This is a genomic window from Streptomyces olivoverticillatus (assembly GCF_014203555.1).
Classification (GTDB): domain Bacteria; phylum Actinomycetota; class Actinomycetes; order Streptomycetales; family Streptomycetaceae; genus Streptomyces; species Streptomyces olivoverticillatus.
Genome location: NZ_JACHJH010000005.1, coordinates 43746 through 65279, shown reverse-complemented (window position 1 = coordinate 65279; position 21534 = coordinate 43746). Strand labels below are relative to the sequence as shown.

The following is a 21534-nucleotide window of genomic DNA, read 5'->3' as shown; positions in this document are numbered from 1 at the left end:
CCCAGTTCGACGTCAGTCACCGGTCGACGCCTCCCATAACCGGATCGATGGACGCGACGGCGACGATCACGTCGGCGACCATGCCGCCCTCGCACATCGCCGCCACGGCCTGGAGGTTGGTGAAGGACGGGTCCCGGAAGTGGACCCGGTAGGGGCGGGTGCCGCCATCGCTGACCACGTGCACGCCCAGCTCGCCCTTGGGGGACTCCACGGCCGTGTAGGCCTGGCCGGGCGGCACCCGGAAGCCCTCGGTCACCAGCTTGAAGTGGTGGATGAGGGCCTCCATCGAGGTGCCCATGATCTTCTTGATGTGGTCGAGGGAGTTGCCGAGGCCGTCCGGGCCGAGGGCCAGCTGGGCGGGCCAGGCGATCTTCTTGTCGGCGACCATGACCGGGCCGGGCTGCAGCCGGTCCAGGCACTGCTCGACGATGCGCAGCGACTGCCTCATCTCCTCCAGCCGGATCAGGAAGCGGCCGTAGGCGTCGCAGGTGTCGGCGGTGGGGACGTCGAACTCGTAATTCTCGTAGCCGCAGTAGGGCTGGGCCTTGCGCAGGTCGTGCGGCAGGCCCGTCGAGCGCAGGATGGGCCCGGTCGCGCCGAGCGCCATGCAGCCCGCGAGGTCGAGGTAGCCGACGTTCTGCATGCGGCCCTTGAAGATGGGGTTGCCGGTGGCGAGCTTGTCGTATTCGGGGAGGTTGCGGCGCATCTTCTTGATGACCTCGCGCACCTGGTCCATGGCGCCGGGCGGCAGGTCCTGGGCGAGGCCGCCGGGGCGCACGTAGGCGTGGTTCATGCGCAGGCCGGTGATCAGCTCGAAGACGTCGAGGACGAGCTCGCGGTCCCGGAACCCGTAGATCATGATCGTGGTGGCGCCGAGCTCCATGCCGCCGGTGGCGATGGCCACCAGGTGGGAGGAGATTCGGTTCAGCTCCATGAGCATGACCCGGATGACGGTGGCCCGGTCGGGGATCTGCTCCTCGATGCCGAGCAGCTTCTCCACGCCCAGGCAGTACGCCACTTCGTTGTAGAAGGGCGTCAGGTAATCCATGCGCGTGACGAACGTGGTGCCCTGGGTCCAGTTGCGGTATTCGAGGTTCTTCTCGATGCCGGTGTGGAGGTAGCCGATGCCGCAGCGGGCTTCGGTGACCGTCTCGCCGTCGATCTCCAGGATGAGCCGGAGGACGCCGTGCGTGGAGGGGTGCTGCGGGCCCATGTTGACGACGATGCGTTCGTCGTCGGCCCGCTTCGCCGCCGCGGCGATCTCGTCCCAGTCGCCGCCGGTGACGGTGTAGACCGTGCCTTCGGTGGTCTCGCGGGGGCTGGCGTTGGATGTCGGCATCAGGAGTACGACCTCCGCTGGTCGGGCGCCGGGATCTGGGCGCCCTTGTACTCGACGGGGATGCCGCCGAGGGGATAGTCCTTGCGCTGCGGGAAGCCCTGCCAGTCGTCGGGCATCATGATCCGCGTGAGCGCCGGGTGGCCGTCGAAGACGAGCCCGAAGAAGTCGTAGGTCTCGCGCTCGTGCCAGTCGTTGGTCGGATAGACCTCGACGAGGGAGGGGATGTGCGGGTCGTCGTCGGGGGCGGCGACTTCCAGCCGGATCAGCCGGTTGTGGGTGATCGAGCGCAGGTGGTACACGGCGTGCAGCTCGCGGCCCTTGTCGCCGGGGAAGTGCACTCCGCTCACGCCCGTGCACAGTTCGAAGCGGAGCGCCGGGTCGTCGCGCAGGGTGCGGGCCACCCGCGGCAGGTGCTCGCGGGCGATGTGGAAGGTGATCTCGCCGCGGTCGACGACGGTCTTCTCGATGGCGCCCGTGGCCGGGATCCCCTGCTCCTCCAGGGCGCCCTCCAGCTCGTCGGCCACCTCGTCGAACCATCCGCCGTAGGGGCGGACGGCCTCGCCGGGCAGCCGCACGGTGCGCACCAGGCGGCCATAGCCGGAGGTGTCGCCGCCGTTGTTCGCGCCGAACATGCCGCGCTGGACGCGGATGGTCTCGCCGTGATCCCCGCGCTGTCCGGGGAGGTTCTGGGCGTTGACGTCCTTGTCGGGGTTGACGCCGTTGGGACCCTTGGCGGTCGGCTCGCTCATCGCAGCAGCCCCTTCGCGTCGATCAAGGGCAGGGCCTTGAGGGCCGTTTGCTCCGCCTCGCGCTCGGCTTCCTCGCGGTGCGGGCCGAGCTTCTCGTTCTGGATCTTCTTGTGCAGCTTGAGGATCGAGTCGAGCAGCATCTCGGGGCGCGGCGGGCAGCCGGGCAGATAGATGTCGACCGGGACGATGTGGTCGACGCCCTGCACGATGGCGTAGTTGTTGAACATGCCGCCGCTGGAGGCGCAGACGCCCATGGAGATCACCCACTTGGGGTTGGGCATCTGGTCGTAGACCTGCCGCAGCACCGGCGCCATCTTCTGGCTGACCCGGCCCGCCACGATCATCAGGTCGGCCTGCCGCGGCGAGCCGCGGAAGACCTCCATGCCGAAGCGGGCGAGGTCGTAGCGCCCGGCTCCGGTGGTCATCATCTCGATGGCACAGCAGGCCAGGCCGAAGGTGGCCGGGAAGACGGATGCCTTGCGCACCCAGCCTGCGGCCTGTTCGACGGTGGTCAGCAGAAAGCCGCTGGGCAGCTTTTCCTCGAGTCCCATGGGGCGCCCCCTAGTCCCATTCCAGGCCGCCGCGGCGCCATACATAGGCGTAGGCGACGAAGACGGTGAGCACGAAGAGGAGCATCTCGACGAGCCCGAACATCCCCAGGGCGTCGAAGGTGACGGCCCAGGGGTAGAGGAAGACGATCTCGATGTCGAAGACGATGAAGAGCATCGCCGTCAGGTAGTACTTGATCGGGAAGCGGCCACCGCCGGCCGGCTGCGGGGTGGGCTCGATGCCGCATTCATAGGCTTCGAGCTTGGCGCGGTTGTACCGCTTCGGGCCGATGAGCGATGCCATGACCACGGAGAAGACCGCGAAGCCGGCACCGAGGGCTCCCAGTACGAGGATGGGCGCGTAGGCGTTCACCGCTCCTCGCTCCTTCCAGTCTGTCGACGCTGACTACTGGCTGACCGGACCCGGCGGCGGGAGGCCCCTGGCGGAGATCGCCACATGTGAGGCAGTTCACAAGCCCGGGTCGATTGCATCCTATGCCCGTCGGTCTGTGATCTGCGACACGGCGTACAGGACCACGTTTGTGATCTCCACCACCTGGCGAACGATCATCAAGTCGGATGAGCGGTGATCTTCATACGCGAAGCGGCCGACCGGTCACGATAGGTGACATTCCGGAGCGGAAGCGCTGGTGGGAGCCTTGATCCACTATCAGCACCGGCTACGCAATGGCAAATTCGCGCGTTCAACCGTCAACTGATAAAGAAGCGCCATCCGCCGAGGGGACGGCAGTCAGCGGTCGTCCCCGGCGCCTCGGGCCGCTTCCGCGGCCCGCTCCGCGTGAGGATTCGCAAGCGTCGCGCCAAGACGGGCGGGGCGTGAGTTCTGCCACGTGCCGAGAGGTTCGGAGGCCGGATTTTGTGGGCAGCCTCGACGGGCGGGCTGCAAAAGTGATAGGGCGTGCGCCGGGCGTCGCCGGGACCCAAACCCCGTGCTGAGGCGTGTGATCGCGGATCCGGGCGCCCCCTGCACCGTGACCCTCCCGTGATCGGAAAGTCCGAATTCTGGGCGCGTACACGCCAATCGTGACGCACGCCACTTTTATTGAACTCAACCTGCGCGTACTGATAGTCCCTTGTCCCATGTCCCCGAACGCGCACATAACCAGCCACCGGAAGCCCCGTCGCACCGCGACCCAGTCCTGGGTCGTGCGCACGGGTGTTGCCGGTGGCGTCCTCAGCACCCTGGCAGTCGCCGGCGCCGGTTCCGCCTCGGCCAGCGCCGCCGAGAAGCCCACCGAGTCGACCATGGAGATGCCGGCGTTCAACGCCGCCCTGTCGGCTTCCATTGAGCAGAGCGCGTCCGCCACCCAGCAGACGGCCGTCGACTACCAGGTTCGCGCCCAGGTGGACGAGGCCGTCGACCACGCCAAGGCCGATGCCAAGAAGGTCAAGGACGAGGCCGACCGCAAGGCCGAGGCCGAGCGCAAGGCCGCCGAGAAGGAGAAGGCCGACGAGGCCGCCCGCGCCTCCCGCAGCAGCGAGCGCTCCTCCCTCACCGCCAAGTCCGCCTCGGACTCCGGCACCACGGCCTCCACCGCCACCGGCAGCGCCGCCTCCCTGGTCTCCTTCCTGGAGGCGCAGCTCGGCAAGGCGTACGTCATGGGCTCCACCGGCCCGTCCTCGTACGACTGCTCGGGCCTGGTCATGGCCGCCTACTCGCAGATCGGCATCGACCTGCCCCGCGTCTCGCAGGACCAGTCGACGGCCGGCACCCAGGTGTCGCTGGACAACCTCCAGGTCGGCGACATCCTCTACTGGGGTCCGGCGGGCAGCGCCTACCACGTGGCCGTCTACGTCGGCGGCGGCAAGTTCATCGGCGCGCAGAACCCGAGCACGGGCATCGTCGAGCGCGACCTGAGCTACTCCCCGCCCACGGGTGCCGTCCGCGTCATGTGACGCCGGCCGCCGCCGTCAGCAGTCTGGTCCGAAGGGCCGCCGCTCCCACCGCTCGGGAACGGCGGCCCTTCGGCGTGTGTGTGCGGGGCCGTGGGCGGGCCCCGCGGCCCTCAGGGCAGCAGCCCGCCGTCGATCCAGTCCCGCAGCAGGTGGATGCGCTCGGTGGGCCAGGCGTCCTCCCCGCTGTCCGGCGGGGGCATCAGCCGGTGGGAGACCTGGAAATAGGCGCTCTCCGCGTTGACGGGCACGGACATGAAGGCGTAGTCGTCCAGGAAGATCCCGAACTCCCGCATATGCGTGACGTCCAGGTCGGTGAAGAGCGGGCGGATGTCCCGCGAGTAGCTCACGGCATCGGGGTCAGGCACGGGGCTCAACTCCACGGGGCTCAACTCCAAAAATTGGTGGACCGCCCGCCGTGCGGGGGCGTACGCACAGCGGGCGGCGCTCGGGGGGCGGCTATGAGATGTCGCCCTTCGCGGTGAAGAACCGGACTATCCCGATTTATTCCAAAAAGGCGACACACCAAACCCCGTAAATGCCACACGAATTGGTGATTTACCCGACCCATCCGTAACCTCCCGCTCGCGAGGGAGGTGGCGGCGCTACGACCTCGGGGCCACCTTGCTCAGGCCGTTGATGATGCGGTCCATGGCGTCGCCGCCCGTCGGGTCGGTGAGGTTGGCCAGCATCTTGAGCGTGAACTTCATCAGCAGCGGGTGCGTCAGCCCGCGCTCCGTCGCCATCCGCATGACCTTCGGGTTGCCGATCAGCTTCACGAAGGCGCGGCCGAGCGTGTAGTAGCCGCCGTAGGTGTCCTTGAGGACCTTCGGGTAGCGCTGCAACGCCAGCTCGCGCTGGGCGTACGAAGCGCGCGCGTGCGCCTGCACGATGACGTCCGCCGCCAGCTGGCCGGACTCCATGGCGTAGGCGATGCCCTCGCCATTGAACGGGTTGACCAGCCCGCCCGCGTCACCGACGAGCAGCAGGCCGCGGGTGTAGTGCGGCTGCCGGTTGAAGGCCATCGGCAGGGCGGCACCGCGGATCGGGCCCGTCATGTTCTCCGGGGTGTAGCCCCAGTCCTCCGGCATGGAGGCGCACCAGGCCTTGAGGACCTCGCGCCAGTCCAGCTCCTTGAAGGAGTCGGAGGTGTTGAGCACGCCGAGGCCGACGTTGCTCGTGCCGTCGCCCATGCCGAAGATCCAGCCGTAGCCGGGCAGCAGCCGGTCCTGCGGGCCGCGCCGGTCCCACAGCTCCAGCCAGGACTCCAGGTAGTCGTCGTCGTGGCGCGGGGAGGTGAAGTAGGTCCGCACGGCCACGCCCATCGGACGGTCCTCGCGGCGGTGCAGGCCCATGGCCAGCGACAGCCGCGTGGAGTTGCCGTCGGCCGCGACGACGAGCGGGGCGTGGAAGGTGACCGGCGTCTTCTCCTCGCCCAGCTTCGCCTCGACCCCGGTGATCCGGCCCGTACGGTCGTCGATCACGGGCGCCCCGACGTTGCACCGCTCGTACAGCCGCGCCCCGGCCTTCACGGCCTGCCGCGCCAGCTGCTCGTCGAAGTCGTCGCGCTTGCGGACGAGCCCGTAGTCCGGGTACGAGGCGAGGTCCGGCCAGTCGAGCTGGAGGCGGACGCCGCCGCCGATGATGCGCAGGCCCTTGTTGCGCAGCCAGCCCGCCTCCTCGGAGATGTCGATGCCCATCGACACCAGCTGCTTGGTGGCGCGCGGCGTCAGACCGTCGCCGCACACCTTCTCGCGCGGGAACGCCGTCTTCTCCAGCAGCAGGACGTCCAGGCCCGCCTTGGCGAGGTAGTACGCGGTCGTGGAGCCGGCGGGACCGGCCCCGACCACGATCACGTCGGCGCTGCGCTCGGAGGTGACAGGCTCGGCGGATGCGGTGTCGGACACGGTCGGCTCTCCCGTTCGGCAAGGGATTCGGTCGGGCCTGAGTCTATGAGCCGGGCGTCCCCGGGCAGCCAGTGGACCTCCCGGGGGCGCTCACTCGAAATCGGTTGCGCCGCACCACCAGTAGGCGAGCGCCGTGTCGAAGACCTTGTGGGTCTCGGACCAGTACTCCTCGCGGTCCTCGAAGAGGACGGCCAGCTCGTTGCCCTTCTCGTCCAGGTAGGCCTGGTCGATGGCATGGATGGTGCGGCCCGTGTACTGCTCGGTGTACGTCCACTCCCACAGCGCGCCGGGCCTGCCCTGGAAGGTGTTCTCCGTGAACTGCACGCGCTTGTAGCCGTCCTGCTTGGAGACCACCTTCTCCATCTCCAGGAAGTGGTCGGAGACGGACTGCGTGCTGTGCACGGTGATGCCGACGCGCAGATGCGCCAGGCCCGTGGGGCCCGCGTAGTCGATCTGGTTGCTGCCCTTGTTCTCGCGGTGCCAGCCCTCGGGGACGGCGAGCGTGAAGCCCTCGGGGGACGTCATCCGCTCGTAGCCGGCGGGCGGTTGAGCCTTGGCGCGGTCCGGGATGGTGACGGGGGCGGCCGGGCCCGCGGAGCCGGACGGCCCGCTGCTGGATGCGGGCGCGGGGTGCTTGCGCTTGCCGTCGCTCCCGGCGTCGCCCCGGGTCAGCATCACACCGGCGGTGGCGGCCCCGCCCACGAGGAACGCGGCCAGACCGACGGCCACCCAGAGGACGACCTTGCGGCGGGTGGAGCGCTGCTCGCCGGGCACGGTGGCCTGGGCCTGCGCGGCGAGAGGCGCGAAGGCGCCGGTCAGGGCGGGGGTCGGCTGAGCCGGCGGGGCAGGCTGGGCTGCGGGGGCGGGCGGTGCCGGGTGGCCGGGGTGGACGGGCGGTGCGGGCTGGGCGAGTTGGGCCGGGGGCGCTGCCGGTGCCGGCTGAGCGGGCAGCGGCGGGGACGCCTGGGCCGGGGGTGCCGTCGGGGCCGCGGGAGCGACCGGAGGTACCGCCGGTGTGGGCGGGGTCGCCGGGGTGGCCAAGGCGGGCTGGGCAGGCGGTGCGGCCGGCGGACCAGCCGCGGCCATGGCGGCGGTGGCGGCGGTGGCCGGCTTCGCCGCCGCGTCCTGTGGCCGTTCCAGGCCGCACGCCATGCAGAAGCGAGCGTGCGGCACGAACGCGAAACCACAAGCTGGACAGAACGACGGCATGAAGCGCTCCGAGGCTCGGCAGGAAGATCACGACCGGGAAAACGATGATCGTACCGAGCGTGGAGCGCACCCATGACCGCTCCGGCGGTTCCTCCGGCTACGCCTGCTTCGTGCCCCGGTGCAGCGCGACGACGCCGCCCGTCAGGTTGCGCCAGGCGACCTTGGACCAGCCCGCCTGCTGCAGCCGGGCCGCGAGTGCGCCCTGGTCGGGCCAGGCCCGGATCGACTCGGCGAGGTAGACGTACGCGTCCGGGCTGCTGCTGACGGCGCGGGCGACGGGCGGTAGCGCGCGCATCAGGTACTCGGTGTAGACCGTGCGGAACGGGGCCCAGGTGGGGTGGCTGAACTCGCAGATCACCACGCGGCCGCCGGGCTTGGTCACCCGCAGCATCTCGCGCAGCGCCGCGTCCGTGTCCTGGACGTTGCGCAGCCCGAAGGAGATCGTGACGGCGTCGAAGACCTCGTCGGCGAAGGGCAGCTTGGTGGCGTCGCCGGCGGTCAGCGGCATCCACGGGTGGCGCTTCTTGCCCTCGCGGAGCATCCCGGTCGAGAAGTCGCACGGGACGACGTAGGCGCCGTCGCGGGTGAAGGGCAGCGAGGACGTGCCCGTACCGGCCGCCAGGTCCAGCACCTTCTCGCCGGGGCGGGCGGCGACGGCCTGCGCCACGGCCTTGCGCCACAGGCGGGCCTGGCCCAGCGAGAGGACGTCGTTGGTCAGGTCGTATTTGGCCGCCACGTCGTCGAACATCGCGGCGACTTCGTGCGGCTGCTTCTCCAGGGATGCGCGGGTCACGGTCCCCATTGTTCACCTGTGGGCTCTGGCACCCGGCGTCCGGGTTGCCGTAATCGCCCTTCGGGCTCGTCCTCAAACGCCGGACGGGCTGAATTTCAGCCCGTCCGGCGTTTGAGGACGAAGCGGCCGAAGGTCGCTTGCACCACCTACCGCCGACGGTGAACGAGCCGCCCCGCCACCACCGTCGCGAGGCACTCGCCAGTCGCGTCGAAGACGGCGAAGTCGGCCCTGCCCCCCGGAACCAGCGAACCCAGGCGGCAGCCGTCAAGCACCGCCACCCCGCCCCGCACGGCGGCGCCGCGCAGCTCCGGGTCGGCGACGAACTCCGACAGCACCGCCGTGCACCCGCCCTGCAGCAGCGCGTGCACCCGCTCCCGCGGACTCGGCGCGGCCGGCAGCGGCTCGTCGTGGACCAGGCCGGGCACCAGCGCCCCCGGCCAGTGGCGCACCCGCGCGCCGGGGTGCGCCACGAGGACCTGCTCCCGCGGCCCGACGGCCGCGATGCGGTCGCCCTCGACGGCCACGGCCCCGTCCACGACGGGCGCCTCGTCCTCGGGGACGACCAGCACGGCCTGCGCCGTGTGCACGGTGAGCACGGCGGCCGCCTCAGCCCGCGTCGATGAGCTTCAGCTCGGGGTGCGCCGTGCCGCCCTCGATCGCCGTGGAGGAGATGTGGGAGACGACGCGGTCGTCGACCGGGTCGTTCGCCGGGTCGTCGTGGACGAGGAGGTGCTCGTACGTCGTGGCGCGCTGCGCCGGGACCCGGCCCGCCTTGCGGATCAGGTCGATCAGCTCCATGCGGTTGGAGCGGTGCCGGGCGCCGGCGGAGGAGACCACGTTCTCCTCGAGCATGACCGAACCCAGGTCGTCCGCGCCGTAGTGCAGCGAGAGCTGTCCCGCCTCCTTGCCGACCGTCAGCCACGAGCCCTGGATGTGCGCCACGTTGTCCAGGAAGAGCCGGGCGATGGCGATCATGCGCAGGTACTCGAAGATCGTGGCCTGCGTACGGCCCTTCAAGTGGTTGTTCTCGGGCTGGTAGGTGTACGGGATGAAGGCGCGGAAGCCGCCCGTGCGGTCCTGCACGTCACGGATCATGCGCAGGTGCTCGATCCGCTCGGCGTTGGTCTCGCCCGTGCCCATCAGCATGGTGGAGGTCGACTCGACGCCCAGGCTGTGGGCGATCTCCATGATCTCCAGCCAGCGCTCGCCGGACTCCTTGAGCGGCGCGATCGCCGTGCGCGGCCGGGCCGGCAGCAGCTCGGCGCCGGCGCCCGCGAAGGAGTCCAGGCCCGCGGCGTGGATCCGGCGGATGGCCTCCTCGGCGCTCACCCCGGAGATCCGCGACATGTGCTCGATCTCGGACGCGCCGAGGGAGTGGATGACGAGCTGCGGGAACGCCTTCTTGATGGCCGAGAAGTGCTCCTCGTAGTACTCCACGCCGTAGTCCGGGTGGTGGCCGCCCTGGAACATGATCTGGGTGCCGCCGAGCTCCACGGTCTCCGCGCAGCGGCGCAGGATGTCTTCGAGGGGGCGGGTCCACACCTTGTCGCTCTTGGGCGGGGCGTAGAAGGCACAGAACTTGCACGCCGTCACGCACGAGTTCGTGTAGTTGATGTTGCGCTCGATGATGTACGTCGCGATGTGGGCGATGCTCCCGTAGCGCCTGCGGCGCACGGCGTCGGCGGCCTGGCCCAACGCGTGCAGCGGGGCGGAGCGGTACAGCTCGAGCGCCTCCTCCGGGGTGATGCGGCCACCGGCCGCGGCGCGGTCGAGGACGGACTGAAGGTCGGCGTTCTCGGTCACCGGGCGTCCCTTCGGAGGGGGAGTGTGTACGACGAATCAGCCTACAGAAGGGGTCTGACGGCGCCGGGGCCGGGCGAGGGTTCAGCCGGACTTTCTGCTGAGCGCCGCCGTGGGGCGGCCGCCCGCGGCGTCCTCGGACGCGAAGGCGATGCCCCCGGGGGCGAGGGCGTAGGTGACGGTCGTGGTCGCGCCCGTGCACAGCGGGCCCTGCGCGCCGTCGGACACTTCCTCCACGGTGAGCCGGGTGCTGGTGGCGGCGAGCAGCTTCGCCTTGCTGTGGCACTCGACGGCGTCCAGCACCGAGTAGGTGGTGCGCACCACGTACGCGCCCTTGCCGCCGCCGGAGATCGTGCTGGTCATCGTGCCGTTGTCGAGGCCGCCGGACTTCACCGGCCCGCTCCAGGTGCCCAGGAACGCCTCGGGCACGGTCGCGACCGGCGTACCGGACGGGTCCTGCGAAGCGCCCGTGGCGGCCGGCGGCTTGGCAGCCGACTCGCCCTTGCCGCTGGCGCCGCCGCCCTGCCCCGGCAGCAGGCCGAAGACGAACGCCCCCGTGGTGGCCACGGCCAGCGCCCCGGCGACGGTCAGCACGAGGGTGCAGCTCAGCCGCTGCCTGCCGCGGCCTCCCGCGGCGGCGGACAGCGCGATCCGCTTCCCCTCCTCCCCCACCGCGCGCCCGCCGTCGGCCGGCCGCTGCGGCGGCACCGCCGCCGCCACCCCCTGCCCGTACGAGGGGTCCGGCGGGCCGAACACCCCCACGGCCGGCTCCGCGGCCCGCGCCTCCAGGTCCAGCAGCTCCACCGCGCGTCGGCTCACCCGCTCCACCAACGGCGCGGGCAGCCAGCCCGGCCGTACGAGGGCGGCGGCGCCCCGCCCGCCCGCGAGGCGGCGCACCACCTCGGCCGGGTCCGGGCGGTCGCCGGGCGCCTTGGCCAGGCAGTCGACGACCAGGGCCCGCAGCTCGCCGGCCAGCGCCGGGCCCAGGACCGGCGGCTCGTGCACGACCTTGTACAGCAGCACGGCGGCCGAGCCGTCGCCGGGGAAGGACGGCTCGCCCGTGGCCGCGTACGCCAGCACCGCCCCCAGCGAGAAGACGTCCGCCGCGCCCGTCACGGCCTTGCCCAGGATCTGCTCGGGGGACATATAGCCGGGTGAGCCCACCGACACCCCCGTCGACGTCAGCGACGCCGTGCCGTCCGAGGCGCGGGCGATGCCGAAGTCGATCAGCCGCGGGCCGTCCAGGGTCAGCAGCACGTTCGACGGCTTCACGTCCCGGTGCACCAGGCCCAGCGCGTGCACCGCGGCCAGCGCCTCGCCGAGGCCCGCGCCCAGCGCCCGTACCGCCGCCTCGGGCAGCGGGCCCTCCTCGGCGACCGCCTGGGTGAGCGAGGGACCGGCCACATAGCCGGTGGCCACCCACGGCACCGGAGCCTGCGGATCCGCGTCCAGCACCGGCGCCGTCCACGCCCCGCCGACCCGCCGGGCCGCTTCCACCTCGCGCCGGAAGCGCGCCCGGAACTGCTCGTCCGTGGCGAAATGCGGATGCACCACCTTGACGGCCACCGTGCGGCCGCCCGCGCTGCGCCCGAGGTACACCCGGCCCATGCCGCCCGCCCCCAGCCGCCCCAGCAGCCGGTACACGCCGATGGCCTGCGGGTCTTCCGCCAGCAGTGGTTGCATCGGGCCCTTCGCCTCCCCCCGTGCGGGACCTCCGGGCCCCCGGCCCTTGAGCCTATGACTCAATTCACGGAGGGTCTCAGGAACCCCGGACCGGGGTTTGCCCATCCACTAGGAAGGAACAAACCGTCATGTCCTTCGGGGCAGCAGCAACGTCCGGAGCGACGCGATGACGCACTCATCACATGGGGCCTACCAGTCCCAGGGCCACCGCCGCGCATCCCGCGCCAAACGATGGACCATCGTTGTGGCGTCCATAGCCGTGCTCGGGCTGATAACGGCTGGTGTCCTGAACTACATGAAGATCGGGCCCTTTTCGGACAAGGGCGACCCGGTCAGCTTCGGACAGGACCAGGCCGCCGGCAGCGGCGGCCAGGCCGGCGGGGCGAACGGCCCGCAGAACCCGGACTCCAAGGTGCTGATGCCGACCGGCCCGGCGGCCGACTTCAAGAACGCCAGCACCCTGGACAACGGCACCCACGTCGCGGTGACCACCCTTGAGGGCAAGAAGTCCGGCTTCACCGGCAAGGTGTGGGTCTGGGCCCCCAAGGAGTACAAGGACCCGAAGTTCAAGGACAGCGGCTTCCCCGTCCTGATCGCCCTCCCCGGCGGCCCCGGCTTCCCGGCCAACTACTGGATGGACGACAACCTCAAGCTCGAGTCGTCGATCTCCAAGTGGTACAGCGAGGGCAAGAGCAAGCCCTTCATCCTGGCGATGCCCGTCCTCAACCCGCACCCGGACACCGGCGGTCTGTACTGGGACGGCAGTGACATCCCGGGCCAGCCGAAGATGGGCACCTGGCTGACCGAAGATGTCCCCGACCTGATGAAGGCGAACTTCCGCACGATCAAGTCGCGTGACGGCTGGGCCTTCATGGGCTCCTCCTCCGGCGGCTTCTCGGGCCTGAAGGCCGTGCTCAAGCACCCGGACCAGTTCAAGGCCGTGATCGCCTCCGGCCCGGACATCGTCCCGGACTCCCCGCTGTGGAAGGGCCACGAGAAGGAGAAGGCCGAGAACAACCCCGAGGTGCTGGCCAAGCAGCTGATCGCCGCCAACAAGCCCGGGCAGGACGTCTATCTCGCCTTCCAGTACGGCACGCTGGAGTCCAGCGTCATCCCGCCCGTGGACAAGTTCATCGCCACCTACGGCAACAAGGGCCCCATCCACACCCGGCTGCAGGTGATCCAGGGCGGTAGGCACAACGCCAAGACCTACGTCGAGGGCATGGGCGCCGGCAGCATCCAGTGGATCAGCGAGCAGATGGCCGGCCCCGTCTCGCCGTGATCTGAAGCCCTGGTCTGAAGCCCTGATACGGCAAGGCCGCCCGGGCCCGGCGCATATCGCCGCGGCCCGGCAGCCCGGCCCCGTGACCTCCTGGAGCCCTGATCCCCTTCACGGGGGTCAGGGCTCCAGCAGTTCCACCCGGACGTCGGCGGGGTAGCCCGTCGTCGGCCCGGTCCGGCGGGCGAACTCCGTCACGCCCTCCAGCTGCGCCGGGCCGAAGCGGAAGTCCAGCGTGGTGAAGTAGCGTTCGAGCACCTCGGCGTCGAAGGCCTCCCAGCGCGCCGCCTGCTCGGCCACCTTGCCGACCTCCTCCAGGGACACGTCCCGGGAGGCCAGGAAGGCCTCGTGCACCGTGCGGACGATCCGCGGCTCGCGCTCCAGGTAGTCCCGGCGGGCGGCCCACACGGCGAAGACGAAGGGCAGCCCCGTCCAGTCCTTCCACATCTGCCCGAGGTCGTGCACTTCGAGGCCCAGCCGGGGCGCGTCGTGCAGCGAGGCCCGCAGGGCGGCGTCGCCGATCAGCACGGCCGCGTCCGCCTCCTGCATCATCAGGCTGAGGTCCGGCGGGCACGCGTAGTAGTCCGGGCGCACGCCGTAGCGCTCGGCGAGCAGCAGCTGCGCCAGGCGCACGGAAGTGCGCGAGGTGGAGCCGAGGGCGACGCGAGCGCCGTCCAGCCGGTCCAGCGGCAGCTGGGAGACGATCACGCAGGACATCACCGGGCCGTCGCAGCCGACGGCGATGTCGGGGAGGGCGACGAGCTCGTCGGCGTTGCGCAGGAACTCGACGAGGGTGATGGGGGCGATGTCGAGGTCGCCCCGGACGAGCTGCTCGCTGAGCTTCTCCGGGCTGTCCTTGGTCAGATCCAGGTCGAGCAGCGTGCCCGTCCGGGCGAGGCCCCAGTAGATGGGCAGGCAGTTGAGGAACTGGATGTGGCCGACGCGCGGGCGGCTGCGCTGCCGCTCCTGCAGGCCGACGAGGGTCGCTCCATCTGATGCTGAGTTGTCCACATCCGGAGGCTAGCCCCGGTCCCTCCCGGCCGCCGGGGCGGGGGTCCGCCGCGCGGTGCCCGACCGCCGATCTTTTCCGTCCGCAAGGCGCCGAAAACCCGCCTTGAGCGTGATCTTCAACTCCTTCCCCGCGAGAACGCGGCGTGCTAGGCTCGCCGCAAGTTGCAGTTTGGTTTCCCTTGCAGTACAGAGCCTGCGGAGCATGTGACCCCGCAGGCTTTTGTAGTTTTCAGACTTCTCGAAGGTTCTGGAGCAGGGCAACCCTTTGGCCCAAGGAGGGCTTATGGCTACCGGAACCGTGAAGTGGTTCAACGCTGAAAAGGGCTTTGGCTTCATCGCCCAGGACGGCGGGGGCCCCGACGTCTTTGTCCACTACTCCGCGATCAACGCCGCTGGCTTCCGCTCCCTCGAGGAGAACCAGATGGTGACCTTCGACGTCACGCAGGGCCCCAAGGGTCCGCAGGCCGAGAACGTCACCCCGGCGTGATTTTCGGATCCCCGGCAGATCTTTGATCTCCGGGGATCCACTTAAGGAGCCCTGCCCTCCGCTTCGGCGAAGGGTGGGGCTCCTGCCTTTTCACGTCTCAATCGGCGATCTTTAACGCTCTTTTCACACGCGTCGCTCTATTCCCAGAGCTGCTCAGGCCGCACGACCTTCACCCGCTTCGCAGGGTTCACAAGCTTCACGGCAGTCATTCGCGATAACGCCCTTCGGGGCGCCCTCCGTACAGCGCATCGATTTCCGCCGCATAGCGTTCCGCGACCGCCGCCCGCCGCAGTTTCAAGGTCGGCGTCAGCGTCCCCGCCGCCACCGAGAAGTCCTCCGCCAGCACCGCGAACGCCCGCATCCGCAACGGCCCGGACAGCTGCCCGTTCGCCGTCTCCACCGCCTCCCGGCACAGCCGCCGCACCGCAGGGTGCCGGGCCGGACCACCCGCCGCGGCCAGGTCCACGCCCTCGCGCTCCGCCCAGGCCCCCACCTCCTCCAGGTCCAGCGTCAGCAGCGCCACCGGATACGGCCGCCGGTCGCCGATCAGCACCGCGCGCGAGACCCAGCGCGACTGCTGGACCGCGAACTCCGCCAGTGACGGCGTCAGGTTCTTGCCGCCCGAGGTGATGATGATGTCCTTCTTGCGCCCGGTGATGCTCAAGAAGCCGTCCGCATCCAGGCTGCCCAGGTCACCGGTGTGCAGCCAGCCGTCCGCGTCCAGCGCCTCGGCGCTCGCGGCGGCGTTGGCGTGGTAGCCGGGGAAGACCGACGGCCCCCGCGCCAGCACCTCGCCGTCCGCCGCGATCCGCACCTCGTACCCCGCCACCGGCTTGCCCACCGTCCCGTACCGCACCGCACCCGGATGGTTGACGGTGATCACCCCGGACGACTCGGTCATGCCGTAACCCTCGAAGACCGGGATGCCGCAGGCCCGCAGGAAATCCATCGTCTGCGGCGCGATCGGCGCCGCCCCCGTCAGCGCCCAGCGCACCCGCCCGCCGAACGCCGCCCGCACCGGCGCGAACACGCTCTCCTCCGCCTCCTGCCACGCCCGGCGCAGCTCCTCGCCCGGCTCCTCGCCCCGCGACCGCGCCTCGGTCACCGCCAGGCCGGCCCGTACGGCGGCCTCCAGCCGGGCCGCGCCGCCCGCGCCGCGCGCCTCGGCCCGGGAGACCACACCGGCGTGCACCTTCTCGAACAGCCGGGGCACGGACGGCAGATGCGTGGGCCGCACCTCGGCCAGCTCCGCCACCACGTCCTCGATCCGCCCGCCGAAGTAACACAGCGCGCCTCCCTGCCGCAGCGAGGTGAACTGCACGATCTGGGCCAGCACGTGCGCGAGCGGCAGGTAGAGGTACGTCGTGTCGCCCGGACCGCCGTCCGTCAGATCCGCCGTCGCATTCTGCTGGGCGACGACGTTGCCGTGCGTGAGACAACACCCCTTCGGCAGCCCCGTGGTGCCCGAGGTGTAGATGATCGTGCACAGGTCCGACGGCCCTCGGGCCGCGCCGCGCGCCAGCAGCTCCGCCACCGGCACCCCGCCGGGCAGCCCGTCCAGCACCGGCGCCCCCGGCGCCGCCCCGCGCCCGTCCATCAGCACCACGTGCCGCAGCTCCGGCAGCTTCCCGCGCACCGCGGCCACCCGCTCCGCCTGCGCCGCGTCCTCGCACACCACCACCGAGGCGCCCGAGTCACCGAGCACCCACAAAAGCTCGTCCTCCCCGGCCGTGGGGTACACCGGCACCACCACACCGCCCGCGGCCAGCGCACCGAACTGGGCGTACGTCCACTCCGGGCGGGTCCCGGACAGCACCGCCACCCGGTCCCCCGCCCGCACCCCGAGCGCCATCAGCCCGCACCCCACCGCCCGCACGGTCTCGCGCAGCTCCTCGAAGCTCACCTCCGTCCATCCCCCACCGCCCGGCGGACGGAACCGCAGGGCCGGCAGGCCCCCGTACCGTCCGGCCGTCCATTCGGTGAACTGCGCGATCGTTGCGGGACATTGCGGCATGCTGCCTCCCCAGGCTTCGGGTTGAGGGCCGGGCGGAATGCCGGCCCTCACTTCTCGTACAGCCCCGCGATCTCCTTCGCGAAGTCCCGTGCGACGACGTCGCGCTTGAGCTTCATCGACGGTGTCAGGTGCCCCGACTCCTCCGTGAACGCCCCCGGCACCACCACGAACCTGCGGATCGACTCGGCCCGCGAGACCGTCCGGTTGACCTCGTCCACCGCCCGCTGGAGCTCCGCCAGCAGCCGGTCGTCCACGGCCGTCCCCTCCTCTTCGAGGGTGATCAGCGCCGCCACGTAGGGGCGGTTGTCGCCGACGACCATGCACTGGCCCACCAGGGGATGCGCCCGCAGGGCGTCCTCCAGCGGCGCCGGGGCGACGTTCTTGCCGCCGGAGGTGACGATGAGCTCCTTCTTCCGGCCGGTGATCGTGAGGTAGCCGTCGCTGTCGAGCGCCCCCAGGTCACCGGTGGCGAACCACTCGCCGGCCCCCTCGGCCTCCTCGGCCCGCTGCCGCTTGGCGTCCCAGTACCCGGCGAAGACGTGCCCGCCGCGCAGCAGCACCTCGCCGTCGTCGGCTATGCGCACCGCGCCGCCGGGCAGCGGCCAGCCGACCGTGCCCAGCCGGGGCCGCAGCGGCGGGGTGACGGTGGCGGCGGCGGTGGTCTCCGTCAGCCCGTAGCCCTCGTAGACCTCGACTCCGGCGCCGGTGTAGAAGGCGGACAGCCGCCGCCCCAGCGGGGAGCCGCCGCTGATGACGTACCGGACGCGGCCGCCGAGGGCGCCGCGCACGCGCCGGTAGACCAGCGGCTCGTAGAGGGCGCGGGCGGCGCGCAGCCGCAGGCCGGGCCCGGGGCCGGTGCCGTGCCGGCGGGCGGTGACCGCCTCCCCGTACGCCTCGGCGACGTCCGCCGCCCGGTCGAAGACGGCGGCGCGGCCCAGCTGTCCGGCGGTGGCGCGGCCGGTGTTGTAGACCTTCTCCAGGACGTAGGGGATGGCGAGCAGGAAGGTCGGCCGGAAGCCGGCCAGGTCGGCGCGGAGTTCCTCGGCCCGCAGCGAGGGGGTGTGCCCCAGCCGGACCCGGGCGCGCAGGCAGCCGATCGCGACCGCGCGGCCGAAGACGTGGGAGAGGGGCAGGAAGAGCAGCGTCGCGGCGGGGCGGCGGCTGACGGAGGTGAAGACGGGGTGCAGCAGCTCGGTGCAGTTGTCGGCCTCGGTGAAGAAGTTGGCGTGGGTCAGGACGCAGCCCTTGGGGCGCCCAGTGGTGCCGGAGGTGTAGATGAGGGTGGCGATGTCGTCGGGGGTACGGGCGGAACGCCGCTCGGCCACCGCTCTGCCCGGCACCGCGCGCCCGGCGTCGGTGAGCGTGCGGACGGCGCCCGCCTCGATCTGCCACACGTGGGCGAGGTCGGGCAGCCGGCGCCGTTCCCCGGCGATCAGGCGGAGCTGCTCGGCGGTCTCCACGACGCAGGCGACGGCGCCGGAGTCGGCGAGGATCCAGCGGACCTGCTCGGCGGAGGAGGCCGGGTAGACGGGGACGGTGACCAGGCCGGCGGCCCAGGCCGCGAAGTCCAGCAGCGTCCACTCGTAGCGGGTCCGGGCCATGACGGCGAGCCGGTCGCCGGCTTGCAGCCCGTGGGCGAGCAGCCCTTTGGCGACGGCCAGCACCTCGGCGGCGAAGGTGGCGGCGGTGACGTCGCGCCAGGTGCCGTCGGGCTGCTTGCGGCTGAGGACGGCGTCGGCGGGGGCGGCCGCGGCGTTGTCGAAGGGCAGGTCGCCGAGCGAGCCCCGGGTGACGGGCGGCACGAGCGGCGGCACGGACGCCTCGCGCACGACACCGGCGACGGCGGTCGTGCGGGGTGGGACGAGTACGGGCGGTACGGACACGTGCGGCTCCTGTTCCAGACCCACATGCAAGACCGGGGACCACGGCGGGACAGCCTTACCCATCGGTAAATCCAAGCCCGCAATGTACGCCTCGGGGCCCCACGGGCTCCAGACCGTCTTCGGCCCTTGCCCGGCCGGGCGGGCCCCGCGGTCAGCGCCGCACGGCGCTGACCGGGAGGGCCGCTACGAACGGACGGGCGCCCAGCGCCGCCCGTTGACGAGGTTCTCCAGCCCCACCCAGGCCACGTTCATCAACGTGGCCGCCGTCTCCCTGGCCGCGGGGGCGGCGGGACCGGCCTGAGCGGTGGCGTTGGCCCACCCGGCGAGCGACTCGGCGGCGCCCACGAGCGCGTGGGCGAGGCCGGACACCTCCTTCTCGTCCAGCGGCGCGGCGCAGGCGGCGTCCCGCACGGACTCGGCGATCAGCTGGGTCACCAGGTCGGCGATCTGCTGCCGCAGCCCGGCCACCACGAGCGCGAACGGCTCCCCGTGCGTACGCGCCTGGCAGCTCAGCACCGCCCAGCCGGCGGGGTGTTCGGCGGTGTGGGCGAAGAAGGCGCGCAGGGCGTGCCACAGCCGCCGGTCGGCGCGGTCGCCGGGGTCGGCGGCGGTGCGCACCGCTGTCATCAGCGCTTCGGCCTCGCGCCGGATGCACGCGCTGAAGAGGTCCTCCTTGGAGTTGAGGTAGAGGTAGACCAACGGCTTGGACGCCCCCGCCAGTTCGGCGATCTCGTCCATCGAAGCGGCGCTGTAGCCGCGCCGGGCGAAGACCTCCACGGCGGCGTCGAGCATCTGCCGCTCGCGCACCTCCCGCGGCATCCGCTTGACCTTGCCACCGCTCTTCCGCTTGGGCCGGGGCACCGGCCGGTTCTGATGCTCCTGTGCGGCACTTACGGCATTCACGGTACTTACGACATTCACGACGAAAATCCCTCCCCCCCGTCACATTACCGGCAGGTAATATCACGGGGAGCAGGGACGTCAAGGGTGGAGATCAAGCCGCGGGCCGCTTACGCGGCACTCGCCACCGGCCGGACCTCCCGCACGGGCGCGTCCTCGAGCCGGGAGCCGTCCGCCGTGTCGTAGGCGGCGCGGTCCAGGATTCCCTCGCGGGCGGAGACCAGGATCGGTATCACCGACTGGCCCGCGACGTTCGTCGCCGTCCGGACCATGTCCACGATCGGGTCGATCGCCAGCAGCAGACCCACGCCCGCCATTGGCAGGCCCAGCGTCGACAGGGTCAGCGTCAGCATCACCGTCGCGCCCGTCAGGCCGGCGGTGGCCGCCGAGCCGATGACCGAGACGAAGGCGATCAGGACGTAGTCCTTGATCTCCAGGTGCACGTCGAAGACCTGGGCGACGAAGATCGCGGCGATCGCCGGGTAGATCGAGGCACAGCCGTCCATCTTGGTCGTCGAACCGAACGGCACCGCGAAGGACGCGTACTCCTTGGGCACGCCCAGGCGCTCGGTGACCTTCTGGGTCAGCGGCATCGTGCCGACGGAGGAGCGGGAGACGAAGGCCAGCTGGATCGCGGGCCAGGCGCCCTTGAAGAAGCGCAGCGGGTTGACCTTGGCGACGGTGGCCAGCAGCAGCGGGTAGACGGCGAAGAGCACGATGGCACAGCCGACGTAGATGTCGGCGGTGAACGTCGCGTACTTGCCGATCAGGTCCCAGCCGTACTTGTAGATCGCCTTGCCGACCAGGCCGAGGCTGCCGAGCGGGGCGAGCCGGATGACCCACCACAGCACCTTCTGCAGCAGCTCCAGGACGGACTCGCTGAAGGTGAGCAGCGGCTGCGCCTTCTCGCCGACCTGGAGGACGGCGATGCCGGCGACGGCAGCCATGAAGACGATCTGGAGCACGTTCAGCTGGGTGAACGGCGTGATCACGTCGGTCGGGATGATGCCGGTGAGGAAGTCCAGCCAGGAGCCGTGCTTCTTGGGGTCGGCGCCGTCGGCGATGGTCAGGCCGGTGCCGGAGCCGGGGTCGGTGAGCAGGCCGATGACGAGGCCGATGGTGACCGCGATCAGCGACGTGATCATGAACCAGAGCAGGGTCCGGGTGGCCAGCCGGGCGGCGTTGGAGACGTTCCGCAGGTTGGTGATCGACACCAGGATGGCAAAGAAGACCAGCGGGGCGACCACGACCATCAGCAGCTGGACGAAGATGCCGCCGATCTTGTCGAGGGTGGTCTGCAGCCAGTGGACGTCACCGCTCTTGGCGGCCCAGCCGAGCAGGGCGCCCAGCACGAGGCCGAGCAGGATCTGGGCCCAGAAGGGGACGTTGGAGATGCGCGATATGCGCCCGCGCTGAGCGGACGCCGGGTTGGACGGGGGCGTCGACATGCCGCACAGACTAACACTCATGCTTTGACCATCCCAAAGATAATCTTTGAGGCGCACGCGGCCCGAAACGCACCGACGCCCTGTCGTGGAACGGCAGTTCCACGACAGGGCGTCGACGGGGGCGTGAGGAGACTTACACCCTTACATCCGGTTGGGGGTGATTTACCCCCGGGCTGGTGGGGTCAGGCCCCGTCCTCCTGGCCCGCGTTGGCCGCGATCCGCGCCTTGGCGTTGTCCACGCGCTGCACGATCTGCTCGGACATGGCGTCGCGCTGCTTGCGCAGCAGCACCCAGCTGAGCGGCGCGGAGAGGATCAGGGCGAGCAGCACCATCCAGACGAGGTTCGAGCTGCCGACCCCGAGCGGGATGATGTGCGCGTAGCAGAGCCCGTACACAACCGCGAAGCATGCGACGAGCAGGGCGACACGCAGGGCGGTGTAGCGGAGCGAGGCGTACTTCTGGCTACTCACGGACGGACCTTCCAACTCTGGGGGCAACCGAAAGGGTCTGCACCAGTACAGCACGACCCCAAGTGGATCAAATCGGCGGGACGCGCCCCGGATCCGGCTG

General features: G+C 70.9%; 20 protein-coding genes. 3 read left to right on the top strand and 17 right to left on the bottom strand.

The window, feature by feature from the left end; translation table 11 throughout:
- Positions 1-16: 16 nt before the first annotated feature.
- Genes FHS39_RS17430 through FHS39_RS17415 form a run of 4 tightly spaced genes read right to left on the bottom strand, consistent with a single transcriptional unit; the run spans position 17 to position 3009 of the window.
- Positions 17-1339 (bottom strand): NADH-quinone oxidoreductase subunit D, encoded by a 1323-nt coding sequence (locus FHS39_RS17430; RefSeq protein ID WP_184350282.1) that lies wholly within the window; start codon positions 1337-1339, stop codon positions 17-19.
- Entirely contained in the window at positions 1339-2088 is a 750-nt protein-coding gene (locus FHS39_RS17425) for an NADH-quinone oxidoreductase subunit C (protein ID WP_184350281.1), read from the bottom strand. Before FHS39_RS17425 ends, FHS39_RS17430 begins: the two co-directional genes overlap by 1 nt.
- Complete coding sequence (locus tag FHS39_RS17420; protein ID WP_184350280.1) at positions 2085-2639, bottom strand: NuoB/complex I 20 kDa subunit family protein; 555 nt, start codon at positions 2637-2639, stop codon at positions 2085-2087. Before FHS39_RS17420 ends, FHS39_RS17425 begins: the two co-directional genes overlap by 4 nt.
- A gap of 10 nt (positions 2640-2649) precedes the next feature.
- A complete protein-coding gene (locus FHS39_RS17415; protein WP_184350279.1) occupies positions 2650-3009 on the bottom strand; it encodes an NADH-quinone oxidoreductase subunit A in 360 nt (119 codons plus the stop codon).
- A 728-nt stretch (positions 3010-3737) separates the two neighbouring features.
- Here FHS39_RS17415 and FHS39_RS17410 point away from each other — a divergent pair.
- Positions 3738-4553, top strand: coding sequence for a C40 family peptidase (locus FHS39_RS17410; protein ID WP_184350278.1), 816 nt, complete (start codon positions 3738-3740; stop codon positions 4551-4553).
- A 110-nt stretch (positions 4554-4663) separates the two neighbouring features.
- Here the strand turns inward: FHS39_RS17410 and FHS39_RS17405 are convergent, their stop codons facing one another.
- The 7 genes from FHS39_RS17405 to FHS39_RS17375 form a co-directional block, all read right to left on the bottom strand.
- On the bottom strand, positions 4664-4918 hold the full coding sequence (locus FHS39_RS17405) for a hypothetical protein (protein ID WP_184350277.1): 255 nt from the start codon (positions 4916-4918) through the stop codon (positions 4664-4666).
- Positions 4919-5155: 237 nt separating this feature from the next.
- Positions 5156-6457, bottom strand: a complete 1302-nt coding sequence (locus FHS39_RS17400) for a geranylgeranyl reductase family protein (protein ID WP_184350276.1) — start codon at positions 6455-6457, stop codon at positions 5156-5158.
- Between the two features lie 90 nt (positions 6458-6547).
- Positions 6548-7630, bottom strand: coding sequence for a hypothetical protein (locus FHS39_RS17395; protein WP_184350275.1), 1083 nt, complete (start codon positions 7628-7630; stop codon positions 6548-6550).
- Positions 7631-7763: 133 nt separating this feature from the next.
- A complete protein-coding gene (locus FHS39_RS17390) occupies positions 7764-8459 on the bottom strand; it encodes a demethylmenaquinone methyltransferase (RefSeq protein ID WP_184350274.1) in 696 nt (231 codons plus the stop codon).
- A gap of 146 nt (positions 8460-8605) precedes the next feature.
- On the bottom strand, positions 8606-9055 hold the full coding sequence (locus FHS39_RS17385) for an imidazolonepropionase-like domain-containing protein (protein WP_184350273.1): 450 nt from the start codon (positions 9053-9055) through the stop codon (positions 8606-8608).
- A gap of 10 nt (positions 9056-9065) precedes the next feature.
- Positions 9066-10262 (bottom strand): cyclic dehypoxanthinyl futalosine synthase, encoded by a 1197-nt coding sequence (gene mqnC, locus FHS39_RS17380; RefSeq protein WP_184350272.1) that lies wholly within the window; start codon positions 10260-10262, stop codon positions 9066-9068.
- Positions 10263-10343: 81 nt separating this feature from the next.
- Positions 10344-11942, bottom strand: a complete 1599-nt coding sequence (locus tag FHS39_RS17375) for a serine/threonine-protein kinase (RefSeq protein ID WP_184350271.1) — start codon at positions 11940-11942, stop codon at positions 10344-10346.
- Positions 11943-12237: 295 nt separating this feature from the next.
- Here FHS39_RS17375 and FHS39_RS17370 point away from each other — a divergent pair, with 295 nt between their 5' ends.
- Positions 12238-13224, top strand: a complete 987-nt coding sequence (locus tag FHS39_RS17370) for an alpha/beta hydrolase (RefSeq protein WP_246470345.1) — start codon at positions 12238-12240, stop codon at positions 13222-13224.
- A gap of 117 nt (positions 13225-13341) precedes the next feature.
- On the opposite strand, the gene FHS39_RS17365 is transcribed toward FHS39_RS17370, so the two are convergent.
- Positions 13342-14232, bottom strand: a complete 891-nt coding sequence (locus FHS39_RS17365; RefSeq protein WP_425507792.1) for a menaquinone biosynthetic enzyme MqnA/MqnD family protein — start codon at positions 14230-14232, stop codon at positions 13342-13344.
- A gap of 283 nt (positions 14233-14515) precedes the next feature.
- Between FHS39_RS17365 and FHS39_RS17360 the strand changes: the two genes are divergently transcribed.
- A complete protein-coding gene (locus FHS39_RS17360; RefSeq protein ID WP_184350269.1) occupies positions 14516-14719 on the top strand; it encodes a cold-shock protein in 204 nt (67 codons plus the stop codon).
- Between the two features lie 205 nt (positions 14720-14924).
- Here FHS39_RS17360 and FHS39_RS17355 read toward each other — a convergent pair whose 3' ends face one another.
- The 5 genes from FHS39_RS17355 to FHS39_RS17335 form a co-directional block, all read right to left on the bottom strand.
- Positions 14925-16733, bottom strand: a complete 1809-nt coding sequence (locus tag FHS39_RS17355; RefSeq protein ID WP_184350268.1) for an AMP-dependent synthetase/ligase — start codon at positions 16731-16733, stop codon at positions 14925-14927.
- A gap of 47 nt (positions 16734-16780) precedes the next feature.
- Positions 16781-18679 carry an AMP-dependent synthetase/ligase gene (locus FHS39_RS17350; RefSeq protein ID WP_184350267.1) on the bottom strand — a complete coding sequence of 633 codons (1899 nt, stop codon included), beginning with the start codon at positions 18677-18679 and terminating at the stop codon, positions 16781-16783.
- Positions 18680-18799: 120 nt separating this feature from the next.
- Positions 18800-19435: a TetR/AcrR family transcriptional regulator gene (locus FHS39_RS17345; RefSeq protein ID WP_184350617.1), complete on the bottom strand. Its 636-nt coding sequence runs from the start codon at positions 19433-19435 to the stop codon at positions 18800-18802.
- A 191-nt stretch (positions 19436-19626) separates the two neighbouring features.
- Positions 19627-20964, bottom strand: coding sequence for a dicarboxylate/amino acid:cation symporter (locus tag FHS39_RS17340; protein ID WP_184350266.1), 1338 nt, complete (start codon positions 20962-20964; stop codon positions 19627-19629).
- 182 nt (positions 20965-21146) lie between these two features.
- Positions 21147-21434, bottom strand: coding sequence for a DUF4229 domain-containing protein (locus FHS39_RS17335; RefSeq protein ID WP_184350265.1), 288 nt, complete (start codon positions 21432-21434; stop codon positions 21147-21149).
- Positions 21435-21534: the final 100 nt, after the last annotated feature.

Coding starts and splice junctions, on each gene's coding strand:
- FHS39_RS17430 (WP_184350282.1), bottom strand. CDS start 1,339: ATGCCGACATCCAACGCCAGCCCCCGCGAGACCACCGAAGGCACGGTC.
- FHS39_RS17425 (WP_184350281.1), bottom strand. CDS start 2,088: ATGAGCGAGCCGACCGCCAAGGGTCCCAACGGCGTCAACCCCGACAAG.
- FHS39_RS17420 (WP_184350280.1), bottom strand. CDS start 2,639: ATGGGACTCGAGGAAAAGCTGCCCAGCGGCTTTCTGCTGACCACCGTC.
- FHS39_RS17410 (WP_184350278.1), top strand. CDS start 3,738: ATGTCCCCGAACGCGCACATAACCAGCCACCGGAAGCCCCGTCGCACC.
- FHS39_RS17375 (WP_184350271.1), bottom strand. CDS start 11,942: ATGCAACCACTGCTGGCGGAAGACCCGCAGGCCATCGGCGTGTACCGG.
- FHS39_RS17370 (WP_246470345.1), top strand. CDS start 12,238: ATGAAGATCGGGCCCTTTTCGGACAAGGGCGACCCGGTCAGCTTCGGA.
- FHS39_RS17360 (WP_184350269.1), top strand. CDS start 14,516: ATGGCTACCGGAACCGTGAAGTGGTTCAACGCTGAAAAGGGCTTTGGC.
- FHS39_RS17355 (WP_184350268.1), bottom strand. CDS start 16,733: ATGCCGCAATGTCCCGCAACGATCGCGCAGTTCACCGAATGGACGGCC.
- FHS39_RS17350 (WP_184350267.1), bottom strand. CDS start 18,679: ATGGGTAAGGCTGTCCCGCCGTGGTCCCCGGTCTTGCATGTGGGTCTG.
- FHS39_RS17345 (WP_184350617.1), bottom strand. CDS start 19,435: ATGCCGCGGGAGGTGCGCGAGCGGCAGATGCTCGACGCCGCCGTGGAG.
- FHS39_RS17340 (WP_184350266.1), bottom strand. CDS start 20,964: ATGTCGACGCCCCCGTCCAACCCGGCGTCCGCTCAGCGCGGGCGCATA.